This is a genomic window from Nocardioides sp. NPDC006273, from assembly GCF_040613495.1.
Taxonomy (GTDB): Bacteria; Actinomycetota; Actinomycetes; order Propionibacteriales; family Nocardioidaceae; genus Nocardioides.
In genome coordinates this window covers 118,232-130,885 of sequence record NZ_JBEXSD010000003.1, presented here as the reverse complement: position 1 = coordinate 130,885, position 12,654 = coordinate 118,232, and the positions used below count along the sequence as shown (strand labels likewise).

At 68.8% G+C, this 12,654-nt stretch carries 16 protein-coding genes; 15 read left to right on the top strand and 1 reads right to left on the bottom strand.

Going from position 1 to position 12,654, the window contains the following annotated elements; genetic code table 11:
• Positions 1-127: 127 nt before the first annotated feature.
• The 7 genes from ABZZ22_RS02645 to ABZZ22_RS02615 all read left to right on the top strand — a co-directional run bounded on the left by ABZZ22_RS02645 (position 128) and on the right by ABZZ22_RS02615 (position 7,262).
• Positions 128-1,849, top strand: coding sequence for an FHA domain-containing protein (locus ABZZ22_RS02645; RefSeq protein WP_354926517.1), 1,722 nt, complete (start codon positions 128-130; stop codon positions 1,847-1,849).
• Positions 1,850-1,863: 14 nt separating this feature from the next.
• Entirely contained in the window at positions 1,864-2,937 is a 1,074-nt protein-coding gene (locus ABZZ22_RS02640) for an amidohydrolase family protein (protein WP_354926515.1), read from the top strand.
• 173 nt (positions 2,938-3,110) lie between these two features.
• Positions 3,111-3,656, top strand: a complete 546-nt coding sequence (rpsP, locus tag ABZZ22_RS02635; protein ID WP_354926513.1) for a 30S ribosomal protein S16 — start codon at positions 3,111-3,113, stop codon at positions 3,654-3,656.
• Between the two features lie 5 nt (positions 3,657-3,661).
• Positions 3,662-3,904 carry an RNA-binding protein gene (locus tag ABZZ22_RS02630; protein ID WP_292652032.1) on the top strand — a complete coding sequence of 81 codons (243 nt, stop codon included), beginning with the start codon at positions 3,662-3,664 and terminating at the stop codon, positions 3,902-3,904.
• 212 nt (positions 3,905-4,116) lie between these two features.
• On the top strand, positions 4,117-4,683 hold the full coding sequence (rimM, locus tag ABZZ22_RS02625) for a ribosome maturation factor RimM (RefSeq protein ID WP_354926511.1): 567 nt from the start codon (positions 4,117-4,119) through the stop codon (positions 4,681-4,683).
• Positions 4,680-5,852, top strand: coding sequence for a tRNA (guanosine(37)-N1)-methyltransferase TrmD (gene trmD, locus ABZZ22_RS02620; protein ID WP_354926509.1), 1,173 nt, complete (start codon positions 4,680-4,682; stop codon positions 5,850-5,852). Before rimM ends, trmD begins: the two co-directional genes overlap by 4 nt.
• Before the next feature lie 153 nt (positions 5,853-6,005).
• The gene (locus tag ABZZ22_RS02615; RefSeq protein ID WP_354926507.1) at positions 6,006-7,262 is read left to right on the top strand and encodes an ammonium transporter; all 1,257 of its coding nucleotides are present in this window, start codon (positions 6,006-6,008) and stop codon (positions 7,260-7,262) included.
• Between the two features lie 63 nt (positions 7,263-7,325).
• On the opposite strand, the gene ABZZ22_RS02610 is transcribed toward ABZZ22_RS02615, so the two are convergent.
• Positions 7,326-8,537, bottom strand: coding sequence for a Fic family protein (locus ABZZ22_RS02610; protein WP_354926505.1), 1,212 nt, complete (start codon positions 8,535-8,537; stop codon positions 7,326-7,328).
• Positions 8,538-8,896: 359 nt separating this feature from the next.
• Here ABZZ22_RS02610 and rplS point away from each other — a divergent pair, with 359 nt between their 5' ends.
• The 8 genes from rplS to ABZZ22_RS02570 all read left to right on the top strand — a co-directional run bounded on the left by rplS (position 8,897) and on the right by ABZZ22_RS02570 (position 12,649).
• Positions 8,897-9,247 carry a 50S ribosomal protein L19 gene (gene rplS, locus ABZZ22_RS02605; RefSeq protein ID WP_354926503.1) on the top strand — a complete coding sequence of 117 codons (351 nt, stop codon included), beginning with the start codon at positions 8,897-8,899 and terminating at the stop codon, positions 9,245-9,247.
• A gap of 76 nt (positions 9,248-9,323) precedes the next feature.
• On the top strand, positions 9,324-10,226 hold the full coding sequence (gene lepB, locus ABZZ22_RS02600; RefSeq protein WP_354926500.1) for a signal peptidase I: 903 nt from the start codon (positions 9,324-9,326) through the stop codon (positions 10,224-10,226).
• Between the two features lie 32 nt (positions 10,227-10,258).
• Positions 10,259-10,915 (top strand): ribonuclease HII, encoded by a 657-nt coding sequence (locus tag ABZZ22_RS02595; RefSeq protein ID WP_354926497.1) that lies wholly within the window; start codon positions 10,259-10,261, stop codon positions 10,913-10,915.
• A 27-nt stretch (positions 10,916-10,942) separates the two neighbouring features.
• The gene (locus ABZZ22_RS02590; RefSeq protein WP_179657015.1) at positions 10,943-11,251 is read left to right on the top strand and encodes a DUF2469 domain-containing protein; all 309 of its coding nucleotides are present in this window, start codon (positions 10,943-10,945) and stop codon (positions 11,249-11,251) included.
• A 128-nt stretch (positions 11,252-11,379) separates the two neighbouring features.
• A complete protein-coding gene (locus tag ABZZ22_RS02585) occupies positions 11,380-11,745 on the top strand; it encodes a YraN family protein (RefSeq protein ID WP_179657016.1) in 366 nt (121 codons plus the stop codon).
• Positions 11,745-12,002, top strand: coding sequence for a magnesium chelatase domain-containing protein (locus ABZZ22_RS02580; RefSeq protein ID WP_354926494.1), 258 nt, complete (start codon positions 11,745-11,747; stop codon positions 12,000-12,002). The genes ABZZ22_RS02585 and ABZZ22_RS02580 overlap by 1 nt, the downstream gene beginning before the upstream one ends.
• Before the next feature lie 93 nt (positions 12,003-12,095).
• Positions 12,096-12,497: a hypothetical protein gene (locus tag ABZZ22_RS02575; protein WP_354926492.1), complete on the top strand. Its 402-nt coding sequence runs from the start codon at positions 12,096-12,098 to the stop codon at positions 12,495-12,497.
• Complete coding sequence (locus tag ABZZ22_RS02570; RefSeq protein WP_354926490.1) at positions 12,494-12,649, top strand: hypothetical protein; 156 nt, start codon at positions 12,494-12,496, stop codon at positions 12,647-12,649. Before ABZZ22_RS02575 ends, ABZZ22_RS02570 begins: the two co-directional genes overlap by 4 nt.
• Positions 12,650-12,654: the final 5 nt, after the last annotated feature.

The following is a 12,654-nucleotide window of genomic DNA, read 5'->3' as shown; positions in this document are numbered from 1 at the left end:
CTGGGAACCGCCGTTTGCTTTCGGACACGGTCTCGGGACGGCGCCAGACGGAAACTGGTTGGGTCGAGTTCGCCGAATCTTCGATTCGCGACGCGGGGATCGGGCCATTTCGGTGCATGATTCGTCCATGCAGACGCTTCGCGTAGACGTATCGGGACGTGCGCTCAGCTTCCCGCCCGACAAGATCGTCCGGATCGGGCGCTCGATCGACGCTGACGTGGTGCTCGCGTCCACCTCGGTCTCGCGTGCTCATGCCGAGCTCCGTCCGGACCCTTCCGGCTGGAAGCTGGTCGACGTGGGCTCCGCCGGAGGGACGTACGTCGCCGGAAACCGTGTCTCCGAGGTGCCGTTGACCGGGGCGACGCAGATCCAGCTCGGCCCGGCGGGACCGGGCTCGACGATCACCGTCACCCTCGACGACGCGCCGGTGGCGGCGGGTGCTCCGCGTGCCCAGGCGCCGGCGCCGCCGCCTCCACCGACGGGGTTTGCCGGGCCGGGCGCCACCATGGCCCCGCCCTCGGGGATGCCGGCAGCGGCTCCTGCAGCGCCGAGCCACCGGCCGCCCGCGCCCCCGGCTCAGTCGGCGGACGACGGGATCTCTGAGATGACGATCGCGCCCGGGATGGCACGCCCGTCAGCTCCCGGGCAGCCACCGACCGAGCCGAGCGGCCCCGACCTGCTGCTGGTCGCCGAGGGCAAGGAGCACCGCTTCCGTCACCCGGTCACGGTGACCATCGGCCGCGCGGCCGACAACTCGGTCGTTCTGGAGGACCAAGGCGTCTCTCGCCAGCACGCCCGGCTGGTGGCCACGCCCGGCGGCTGGACCTTCGAGAACGGCTCCCAGACCGGTTCGTTCCTCAAGGGGAAGCCGCTGGTCAGGCAGGAGATCGACGAGGAGACCGAGATCCGCCTCGGGCACCCGGTCGCCGGCGAGATCCTCAAGGTCATCCCCATCTACGCCGCCGAGGTCGAGGTCGCTCGTGCGGCCGCGAAGCGCCGCAACAAGCTCCTGATGTGGGGCGGGATCGGGGCCGCAGCCGCGGTGGTGGTCATCGGACTGGTGGTGGCGATGTTCGTGGTCCCCGGCGGCGACTCGGCAGCCCAGGACACCGGCCTGACCAAGGACGAGCTCAACAGCGCGCAGCGGGCAGCCGTCTGGATCACCTACGCGCCGACTGAGGACACCATCGCGATGGGATCGGGGTCGATCGTCACCGCGGACGGCAAGATCCTCACCAACGCGCACGTCGCCGACCCGGCGAAGATCCCGGAGTACGCCGCCAGAGGCGACGTCTCGCCCGAGGTCGTCAACATCCACATGACCGATCCGGCCGAGGGTTACAAGGTCGGCGAGCCCGACTACATCGCCAAGGTCATCGAGTCCGACGGCGAGGTCGACAGCGCGGTCGTGCAGATCATCGCCGACGGCAACGGCGACCCGGTGAACCCGTCCTCGCTGGACCTGCCGACGATCTCGCTCGGCGACTCCGATGCGGTCGACCGCGGCGACTACATCGCCACCATCGGCTTCCCGATGCTGCCGAAGGAGAGCTTCGCGGACAAGAAGGGCGTGCTCTTCCAGCCGCCGACCGTCGCGGAGGGCAACGTGGCGACCATCCTCTCGTTCGAAGGGGAGGAGCGGGCCGTCTTCGACGTCACCGCCCGGATCTCCAGCGGCAACTCCGGTGGCGCGGCAGTCAACGACGACGGGGAGCTCGTCGGCGTACCGACCTCCATCGGGTGGGACGACAACAATGTCGTCACCGGTCAGGTCATTCCGCTCGCCCAGCACTTCCCGATCCTCGAGGCGGCCGGGGTGAAGGTGCCTGCAGGGACTGGCTCGAAGTAGGTAATCTGCGTCACATGACTGCTCTGCGCTTCTCCGGCCCGGTCCTTCCCGATGGAGAGGTGCTTGACCTCTACGTCCTCGACGGCCGCATCACCTACGAGCGGCCGTCGGGGGCGGAGACCGGTGCGTCGGGCTGGATCGTGCCCGGTCTCGTCGACGCCCACTGCCATGTCGGCCTCGGGCCCGACGGCGCCGTCGACCAGGAGACCGCCGAGGCCCAGGCGATCGCCGACCGCGACGCCGGCGCGCTGCTCCTGCGCGACGCCGGCTCCGCCGCCGACACCCGCTGGGTCCAGTCCCGCGACGACCTGCCCCGGCTGATCCGCGCCGGCCGCCACATCGGACGTACGAAGCGCTACATGCGCAACTACGCCGACGAGGTCGAGCCCGACGGCCTCACCGAGGCCGTCGAGCGGCAGGCCCGCTCCGGGGACGGCTGGGTCAAGCTCGTAGGGGACTGGATCGACCGTGCCGAGGGAGACCTGAAGCCGTCCTTCCCCGCCGAGTCGTTCGCCGAGGCGATCAAGGTCGCCCACGACAACGACGCCCGCGTGACGGCGCACTGCTTCGGCAGCGAGGTGCTGCCCGGGTTGATCGAGGCCGGCATCGACTGCATCGAGCACGGCACCGGGCTGACCCCCGACCTCGTCGAGACGATGGCCGAGCAGGGGACCGCGCTGGTCCCGACCGTCGCCCAGCTGGAGATCTTCCCCGACCTGGCCGCCGCCGCGGCACCCAAGTTCCCGACGTACGCCGCCACCATGGAGGACCTCTACACGCGCCGTCGCGAGACGATCATGAGCGCCTACGAGGCAGGGGTCGCTCTCTACGCGGGCTCCGACGGTGCGGGGGACCAGCTGCACGGCGTCCTCCCGACGGAGATCCTCGCCATGCACCGGCTCGGTCTTCCGGCCGACGTCGTCCTCGGTGCCGCCTCCTGGCGTGCCCGGGATTGGCTCGGCCACAACCCCGGCCTCGCCGAGGGCGACCCCGCCGACTTCGTCGTCTACGACACCAACCCCCTCGAGGACCTCACCGTCCTCGCGCGGCCGGCTGCCGTCGTACTCCGGGGGAGGATCTACGCCTGACCGGGCTGAGATTTCGTCGGTTCCGGGGACCTCTGGCAAACTGAGACGTGTGTCCTGTGCGCAGGGACCCTCTCACCCAGCGCAGCAGTGCCCGCCGAAGTTGCCTGACGGGTGTCCCCACACCGACACGGGCCTCTTCACCCATATTCGATTCCAAAGGAATACCACCAACAGTGGCTGTCAAGATCCGCTTGAAGCGCCTGGGCAAGATCCGGGTTCCGCAGTACCGCATCGTCATCGTCGACTCGCGCAAGAAGCGTGACGGCGCTGTCATCGAGGAGATCGGTCTCTACCGTCCCAAGGAGGAGCCGAGCTTCATCCAGGTCGACTCCGAGCGCGCCCAGTACTGGCTCGGCGTCGGCGCCCAGCCGACCCCGGCTCTCGAGGCGATCCTCAAGGTGACCGGCGACTGGCAGAAGTTCAAGGGCCTCCCGGGCGCCGAGGGCACGCTGCGGCACGCCGCGCCGAAGCCCGACAAGCTCGAGCTCTTCAACAAGGCTCTCGCCGAGGCGCACGCGTCGGCTGGTTCCGAGGCTGTCACCAAGAAGGCCAAGAAGGACGAGAAGGCCGAGAAGGTCGAGGAGCCCAAGGCCGAAGAGCCGAAGGCCGAGGAGCCGAAGGCCGAGGAGCCGAAGGCCGAGGAGCCCAAGGCCGAGGAGCCCAAGGCCGAGGAGCCCAAGGCCGAGGAGACCCCGGCCGCCGCTGAGGCCGAGGCCTGAGCAGCATGCTCGCTGAAGCTCTCGAGCACCTCGTCCGAGGAGTCGTCGACAACCCGGACGAGGTGAGCGTGCGCGACAAGCAGCTTCGTCGCGGCTCCGTCCTCGAGGTCCGGGTCCACCCCGACGACCTCGGCAAGGTGATCGGCCGCGGCGGTCGCACCGCCAGCGCGTTCCGCACCGTCGTCTCGGCGCTGGCCGGCAAGGGCGGCGCGCGGATCGACTTCGTCGACGTCGACGGCGGTCGCTGAGCACCGGCTGCATCAACGCACAACGGGCGCCACTCCTTCGGGGGTGGCGCCCGTTGCTCATTTCGGCGACCGGGTCGCGTGTAACACGTCGTTCGTAGGACTACTCGCCCTTTATAACGACCGGATAGACCTACGAACAGCGTGTTACACCCGGCTCGGCCGCCCGCACCGAGGAGTTCAGCCCGACGCACGCCACCCTCTAGGCTCACCTCGTGGAGTTGATCGAGGTGCTGGTCGGACGGATCGGCAAGCCGCATGGGATCCGTGGGTTCGTGACCGTCGAGGCGCGCACCGACGAGCCTGACCGGCGGTTCGCCGAGGGAACGGTGCTGCGGGCGCAGCCGCCGAAGGGATCGGCGTACGCCGCCGAGCAGCTGACCGTCGAGGGCGCCCGCTGGCACGGGCAGGTGCTCCAGGTCGCCTTCGAGGAGATCACCGACCGCAACGAGGCCGAGGCCGCTCGCGGGACCCTGCTCTTCGCCGACGTACCGGCCGAGGAGACCCCCGAGGACCCCGACGAGTACTACGACCATCAGCTCATCGGCCTGAACGCCTTCGACGAGGAGGGCCGCGAGCTGGGCACGGTGAAGGCGCTCGTCCACGGCGGTGCCCAGGACCTGCTGACGATCCGTACGCCTGACCGCCGCGACGCGCTGGTGCCGTTCGTGAAGGCGCTGGTGCCCGTCGTCGACCTCGCCGAGAGGAAGGTCGTCATCGCCGACCGGCCCGGCCTGGTCACGCCGTTCGCCGAGGACGATGACGAGGACGCGGTCAAGTGAGGCTCGACTACCTCACCATCTTTCCCGACTATCTCGCGCCGCTGCGGCTGAGCCTGCCGGGCAAGGCGATCGAGTCCGGCCTGCTGGACCTCCAGGTCCACGACCTGCGGGCGTGGGCGCACGACAAGCACCGCACCGTCGACGACACCCCCTACGGCGGTGGCGCCGGGATGGTGATGAAGCCGGAGCCGTTCGGTGAGGCGTTCGACGAGCTGGCGATCGACGGCGCGACCGTCATCGTGACGACCCCCAGTGGGGAGCCGTTCACCCAGGCGCTGGCCCGCGAGCTGTCGACCCGCGACCGGCTGGTCTTCCTGCTCGGCCGCTACGAGGGCATCGACCAGCGCGTGCTCGACCACGCCGCCACCCGGGCCGAGGTCCGCGAGATCTCCCTGGGCGACTACGTGCTCAACGGGGGAGAGGTCGCCGCCATGGCGATCACGGAGGCCGTCGTACGTCTTCTTCCCGGCTTCATGGGCAATGCCGAGTCGCTCCTCGAGGAGTCCCACGAGGACGGCCTTCTGGAGTATCCGGTCTACACCAAGCCCGCGACCTGGCGTGATCTCGAGGTCCCGAAGGTCCTGCTGAGCGGCGACCACAAGCGCATCGCGCAGTGGCGCCACGAGCAGGCGGTCGTCCGGACCTCCGTACGCCGCCCCGACCTGCTCCACGCCTCCCAGGCGGCCGGGCTCGGTGAGGGGGAGAAGTGGGAGATCGTGCCCGCCGTACGCGCCGACGTGCCGGAGCTGCACACGCTGCAGCTCGCCTGCTGGGTGCAGGAGATGCACGACAACCCCGGGGTCCCGATCCCGCCGCTGCACGAGTCGCTGGAGGACACCGTGCGCGCGCTGGAGACCCACGACGTCTACGTCGTCCGCTCCGCCGGGCGGCTGGTCGGCTCGGTCCGGGCCCGACTCATCGGTGACGTCTGGGAGATCGGACGGCTGATGACCGCCCCGGACATGCAGGGACGCGGTCTCGGCCGCCAGTTGCTGGACCACATCCAGGCGGTCGCTCCGGCCGGCACCAGGACCCACCAGCTCTTCACCGGCGCCAAGAGCGAGCGTAACCACCGGATCTACAAGAAGGCGGGATTCCGCTTGCGCCGGGATCTCGATGCCCCGCCGGGCGCCGTCATCTTGACGAAGACCCATGGATCTCGCCGCTAGCGGATCGACAACCGGCAACACTGTTACTTCCCTGTAACACCAGGCATCGGTCTCTGAAACGAAGCATCGCGACGATTCCGGGCAATACGTACGACGAGCGACGTGGCTCGCGTGACGTCACAGCCCGGTCCCGAGACTTCTATGAGGCACTGAATGTCTGTCGAACTAGCATGGCAACTCCTGTGCGCGGCCCTGGTCATCTTCATGACCCCCGGCCTCGCCTTCTTCTATGGCGGTCTGGTGAAAGCCAAGTCCGTCGTCTCGATGATGATGTTGAGCTTCGGCTCGATGGCCGTCGTCACGATCCTCTACGTCCTCTACGGCGGCACCGGTATCGCCGGCAACGGCACCAGCGGTGGCACCAAGCTCTTCGGCAACCCGTTCGAGGACTTCGGGATGACCGACCTGGTCGCCACGGCGGGCAGCGGTGACGCCGGCAACCTCTTCGGCGGACACGCCTTCCTGGTCGCCTTCTGCATCATCACCGTCGCGCTGGTCTCGGGTGCGGTCGCTGACCGTGCGCGCTTCTGGCCGTGGATGATCTTCGCGGTCTTCTTCTCCACCCTCGTGGTGTTCCCGACCTTCCGCTGGATCTGGGGCGTCGACGCCGAGGGCAACTTCTACGGCTGGCTCGCCAACAACGTCTACGGCCTCGGGGGCTCCCTCGACTGGGCCGGCGGCACCGTGATCCACCAGTCGGCCGGTGCCGCGGCGCTCGCCCTGGCGCTCGTGCTCGGCCGTCGCAAGGTCGGCTTCTCCAAGGAGGAGACGGTCGCTCACAACGTACCGCTCGTGCTGATCGGCGCCGCGATCCTGTGGTTCGGCTGGTTCGGCTTCAACACCGGTGTCTTCGGTGCTGACGAGGGTCAGACCTCGCTGATCTTCATCAACACGATCATCGCCCCGGCAGCTGCCCTGATCGGCTGGATCGTCGTGGAGCAGTTCAAGGACGGCAAGCCGACCGCCGTCGGCGCCGCGTCTGGCATCGTCACCGGTCTGGTCGCCATCACGCCAGCCTGTGCGTTCGTCAGCCCGGTCTGGGCCCTCGTCCTCGGCCTCGTCGCCGGTGCCATCTGCGCCCTGGCCGTGGAGCTCAAGTTCAAGCTCGGCTTCGACGACACCCTCGACGTCGTCGGGATCCACCTCGTCGCCGGGTTCATCGGCTGCATCTGGGTCGGCATCTTCGGCATCGAGGCGCTCACCGGTGGAAGCCTGGTCTTCGGCGGCAGCTTCAAGCTGCTCGGCGCCCAGGTTCTCTCCTCGCTCACCGTGATCGCCTTCTCGTTCGTGGTGGCCTTCGTCATCGGCATGGCGATCGAGAAGACCATCGGCTTCCGCGCCAAGGAGGAGGACGAGGTCGCCGGTATCGACACCGTTCTCCACGAGCCGGGCTACTCCGAGCTCGGCTGATCGATCACCTCGGCTGCGAGGCCCGTCCTGGTTCGCCGGGGCGGGCTTCGCAGCGTACGAGACCTACCGCGGCCCGTACGGCAGCTGCCGGGCCTGGTGCTGGATGCGGGCGCTGAGGTCCTCGACCTCACCCAGGACCGCCGGGGTGAGCCACACGGGGGAGCGGCGGCTGCGCTTCGCGCCGACGAGGACGCCGGCCCGCTCCAGAGCCTCGATGGTCTCGGTGGTTTCCTCGAGGTCGAGGCGCTCGGCGACGAGAGGGGCGTTGATGATGGGTTCCTCGGTGAGCAGGTCGAGAAGACGGTACGCAGCAGACCCCGGCCGTGGGTCGCCGGCGGCCCCGCCCCAGCCGCGCCGGATCCGGTCCAGCGCTTCGGCGGTCTTCCACGACTCGGTCGTGGCGATGGTCGTCGAGGCGGCGAGCATCGCGATGATCGTGGCCGCGGTGCCGGCGCGGTAGTCGTCGAGAGCGGCGAAGTAGCGGTCGCGGTGGGCGACGAGTGCCGACGCGATCGGCACGGCCAGGTGGCGGGAGGCACGACGCCGGCGGAGGACGGCGTGGATGAGGGCTCGACCGATGCGGCCGTTGCCGTCGATGAAGGGGTGGATCGACTCGAACTGGGCGTGCGCGATCGCCGCCTGGGCGATGGGAGCGAGATCGTCCCGGTTCGCGAAGGCGACCAGGTCCTCGATGTAGTCGACGACCGTCTCCGGCGGGGGCGGCACGTGGAGGGTGTCCCGGGGTGCGTAGTCGGAGCCGCCGACCCAGTTCTGGACGGTGCGGAACCTGCCCGCCGTGGCCGCCTCATCGGGGTGACGGCCGAACAGGTCGCCGTGAGCGCGCAAGATCGCGTCGGAGGTGATCTTGCGGGTGGTGTCGGCCTCCCGGATCAGCCGCTCCATCGCCTGGGTGGCGGAGGCCATCGAGATCGCAGAGGCGTTGGCTCCGATCCCCAGCAGCGCCCGTCCGTAGTCGGCCAGGCTGGCCTCGACGTGCTCGATCTTGGAGGAGTCGATCGCCTCGGTGCGCAGCTGCAGGTGGTTGAGGCCGGCCATCGTCCGCCCGTGGACCAGGTCGAGGTGACGTAGCGCGCCCGCGCTGGCGGTCGTCATCGCCGCCACCGGCCGCTCCAGGGCGAGGTCGAGGTCGGCGATGTGGGGCGGCAGCGCCACCGTCACCTCACGGAGCATCCGGTCCGCGCGGGGGCCGCGCGGGATCCGCTGCCGATAGGGTCGCGTCACGTAGGTGTGCGGTGCCCAGTCGGTATCGGTCACGGACGCATCCTTCCACGTCAGCGGGTGCTGCGTACGTCTTCGTGCTTCGCGGGGTTACTCCCTCGCTCGGCGCGAACGGACGAGCAAGCTCGCCGCTCGACCTCGCTCCGGTCGTCTCGCCGCTCGACCTCGCTCGGTCGTCTCGATTCTCGGCGGTCCATGGCGCTGTGGCAGACTTGTGGGCCGGTCCAGTCGGCCGAAAGCACGCTCCGAAGAAGACACCCGGAGGTGTCGCGCCAGGCTCCTGCCACAGGGGGAGCCGTGCGCCGCCGGCCAGTGCGGCTGGGCCACCGCCAAAGATCGCCCTGACCAGGGCATTGATGACCGCGATCGACCTGTGGCGAGCGTGAGGAGAAAAGATGAGCAACGTACTCGCTGAGGTCGGCAACGCCGCCAAGCGTGACGACCTGCCGGCGTTCCGCGCCGGTGACACCGTCAAGGTCCACGTCAAGGTCGTCGAGGGCAACCGGTCCCGCGTCCAGGTCTTCCAGGGCGTCGTGATCCGCATCCACGGGGCCGGCATCGGCCGCACCTTCACCGTCCGCAAGGTCTCCTTCGGTGTGGGCGTCGAGCGCACCTTCCCGCTGCACTCGCCGATCTTCGAGCAGATCGAGGTCGTCACCCGTGGTGACGTCCGTCGCGCGAAGCTCTACTACCTGCGCAACCTGCGCGGCAAGAAGGCGAAGATCAAGGAGCGCCGCGAGGCGTGAGCCGGGAGGTCTGAGGGTTTCCTGAGCATTGCGAGTCGATGAGGCTCGTTGTGGAGGGAGTCTCTAGACTCACCGCGTGACTTCGAACGACCGCGATCCCTCCGTCGGCGTCGGGCCCCAGGCCCGTTGGGACGGGCCCGAGACAGGGGGATCGCGGTCGTTCTCGTCTTCGCCCCAGGCTCCTCGCCGAGCCCCCGAGCAGCATCGCCCGGGACCCGGTCCGCGCCGCGAGGAGGAGGCCAAGCCCCGGCTGTCGGCCTGGCAGGAGGGCATCGTCCTGGTCGTGCTGGCAGTGCTGGTCGCGATCATCGTGAAGGCCCTGTTCGTTCAGGCCTTCTACATCCCCTCCGAGTCCATGGAGCCAGCCCTGCAGGGTGGTCCGTCGGTGGCGACCGACGACCGGGTGCTGGTGGAGAAGCCCTCCTACTGGCTCTCGGGCACACCCCGGCGCGGTGACGTCGTGGTCTTCTCCGACCCCGGCTCGTGGCTCGGTGCCGATGAGTCCGCCGGCCCGGAGAACGTACTCGGCAAGACGCTCGCCGTCATCGGCCTCTATCCCGAGGGCGGCCATCTGGTGAAGCGCGTGATCGGGGTCTCCGGCGACGTCATCGAGTGCTGCGACAAGCAGGGCCGACTGATCGTCAACGGCGTCCCAATCGACGAGGTGTACGCCCGGCCATCCCAGACCAGATGCGGCCGCCCCAACAAGGAGGGCGAGTGCTTCGGGCCGATGCCCGGCACCCGCCACTGGGAGGTCGGTCCCGTGCCCGCCGGGTCGTTGTTCGTGATGGGCGACAACCGGGCCAACTCCGCCGACTCGACGGTGCACATGTGCACGGCCAAGGAGACCGACTGCGCGATGGTCCCCTGGGTGCCGGAGGACAACGTGGTCGGCAAGGTCGTCGCGCTGGGCTGGCCGCTGGACCGCGCGAAGTGGATCCACCGGCCCAAGAGCTTCGAGGACGTGCCGTCACAGTGAGCAGTGCGCCTACCTTGAGAGTCGAGCGTGCCATGCTTCGCGATGGCATCACCCATCTCGGCGCCGTCGACGAGGTGGGGCGGGGTGCTCTCTGCGGCCCGGTCTCGATCGGGATCGTGGTGATCTCGGCGGCGACCCGCACAGCACCCCAGGGCGTACGCGACTCCAAGCTGCTTTCGCCCGAGGCCCGCGAGCTGCTCGCGCCGAAGGTGCGCCGCTGGGCCGTCGACTCCGCCGTCGGACATGCCCTGGCCTCCGAGATCGACGAGGTCGGGATCATGGCGGCGATGCGGCTGGCGGGGCAGCGAGCGCTGGGTGCCCTGGACGTACGTCCCGAGGCGCTGCTCCTCGACGGCAACCACAACTATCTGACCCCACCGGTGCAGGAGGGGCTCTTCGGTGAGGTCTCCGCGATGGTGGAGGAGGTCGAGGTGCCGCCGGTGACGACGATGATCAAGGCAGACATGAAGTGCGCCGCGGTCGCCGCCGCCTCGATCCTCGCGAAGACCTCGCGCGACGCGCTGATGGTCGCGCTCCACGAGGAGCACCCTGACTATGCGTGGGCTGACAACAAGGGCTACTCCGCGCCCGCCCACATCGCCGCGCTCGAGCGCCTCGGACCCTCGGCATATCACCGGCGCTCGTGGAGTCTTCCCGGTTCTACGAGGGAACTGGCTCTAGAGTCGTGACATGAGCGAGCGCGAGCGAGCGGCGGCATGAGCGCGGAGGATCTCGAGAAGTACGAGACCGAGATGGAGCTGACCCTCTACCGCGAGTATCGCGACGTGGTCGGCATCTTCAAGTACGTCGTCGAGACCGACCGTCGCTTCTACCTGTGCAACCAGGTCGATGTCCGGGCGCGTACGGACTCGGGTGACGTCTACTTCGAGGTGTCGATGAACGACGTCTGGGTGTGGGACATGTATCGGCCGGCCCGGTTCGCGAAGGCGGTCAAGGTGCTCACCTTCAAGGACGTGAACGTGGAGACGCTCAATCCGACCGACATCGACGAGCCGCTGGACTGACCTCGGGCCAGTTGCCGTCCACAGGGTGATCTCGATCCTGGGTTATCCCCAGGCGTCCTGGAACCGACTCGGATTGTCGGTGCTCGCGATGAGTGTGGACCTCGAAGCCGAATGGCAGGAGGTCCATGATGAGTTCAACGGCACCAGCGCGGATCGCGCTGGGAAACTACGGCGAATCGGTCGCCGAGAGGTATCTGGTCGAGGCCGGCATGACCGTGCTCGACCGCAACTGGCGGTGCGCCGACGGAGAGATCGACCTGGTCCTTCGCGAGGACGACACGCTCGTCGTCTGCGAGGTGAAGACCCGCAGCCATGACGGGTGCGGGACGCCACACGAGGCGGTCGACAAGACCAAGCTCGACCGGTTGAAGCGGCTGGGGATGGCCTGGCTGCAGCAGCACGATGCGCAAGCCCCCGGGATCCGGATCGATCTGGTCGCGGTGATGCATGCGCCCCGGGGCTCGGCGCTGGTCGAGCACGTCAGGGGCCTGTGATGGGGTACGCACGAGCTCACGGCGTCGCGCTTCGCGGCGCGGTCGGCCATCTGGTCGACGTGCAGGCCGACGTCTCGCCGGGTCTGGTGGGGGTGACGCTGGTCGGTCGCGCCGACAGCGTGCTGGCCGAGGGCCGCGACCGGGTGCGGATGGCGATCATCAACTCCGAGCTGGAGTGGCCCGCCACCAAGCGGATCACGGTGCTGCTCTCGCCTGCCGACCTTCGGAAGGGCGGCTCGCACTACGACTTGTCATAGAGGCGCAATCGCGTTTCTAACGTAGAGCGGCCCCAGCAGGTGCGTGAACACCTAGCCAGGGCCTCGGCTCCAACCTGGCGAGAGGTCAGAACCGTGAGCACATCATCTACCAACATCCCCCTCGGTGGCGAGAGCTGCCCGAAGTGCAAGAGCACCGACGCCTGGCACGGCGTCATCGTCGAGCCCGGCGAGGACGAGCGTTACGCCTGCGACGAGTGCGGCCACTGGATGGCCATCACGATCACCCGGACCAAGCAGCCGGAGCCGCCCAAGGCCAAGCGCCCGTTCGGCTTCACCTTCGAGATCGACAAGGGGCGCCTGTTCATCGACTGGCGCGGCGAGCACCTCCTCGCCTTCCGCCCCGGTCGCTACCTCTCGATCGGGGACAACTGGGAGCTGCTGAGCTCCGCCGAGGCCGAGTGGCGCGAAGAGCAGGCCACTGACGTCGGTCGCGAGGTCGGCCGGCGCGAGGCCGAGGAGGAGATGGCGTCATGACCGAGCACATCGTCACCGTCGCGCCGCTGCGGAAGGCGACCGACCCGAACACCTACGACCTGCGCTGCATTTGCGGCTGGAAGGCCGAGGTCCACGGCGTCAGGAACGCTCGCGAGGTCGCCCAGGCCCACGCGGATCGACGAAACGAGTAGGAGCA

Coding starts and splice junctions, on each gene's coding strand:
- ABZZ22_RS02645 (WP_354926517.1), top strand. CDS start 128: ATGCAGACGCTTCGCGTAGACGTATCGGGACGTGCGCTCAGCTTCCCG.
- ABZZ22_RS02640 (WP_354926515.1), top strand. CDS start 1,864: ATGACTGCTCTGCGCTTCTCCGGCCCGGTCCTTCCCGATGGAGAGGTG.
- ABZZ22_RS02630 (WP_292652032.1), top strand. CDS start 3,662: ATGCTCGCTGAAGCTCTCGAGCACCTCGTCCGAGGAGTCGTCGACAAC.
- ABZZ22_RS02615 (WP_354926507.1), top strand. CDS start 6,006: ATGTCTGTCGAACTAGCATGGCAACTCCTGTGCGCGGCCCTGGTCATC.
- rplS (WP_354926503.1), top strand. CDS start 8,897: ATGAGCAACGTACTCGCTGAGGTCGGCAACGCCGCCAAGCGTGACGAC.
- ABZZ22_RS02595 (WP_354926497.1), top strand. CDS start 10,259: ATGCTTCGCGATGGCATCACCCATCTCGGCGCCGTCGACGAGGTGGGG.
- ABZZ22_RS02590 (WP_179657015.1), top strand. CDS start 10,943: ATGAGCGCGGAGGATCTCGAGAAGTACGAGACCGAGATGGAGCTGACC.
- ABZZ22_RS02585 (WP_179657016.1), top strand. CDS start 11,380: ATGAGTTCAACGGCACCAGCGCGGATCGCGCTGGGAAACTACGGCGAA.
- ABZZ22_RS02580 (WP_354926494.1), top strand. CDS start 11,745: ATGGGGTACGCACGAGCTCACGGCGTCGCGCTTCGCGGCGCGGTCGGC.
- ABZZ22_RS02570 (WP_354926490.1), top strand. CDS start 12,494: ATGACCGAGCACATCGTCACCGTCGCGCCGCTGCGGAAGGCGACCGAC.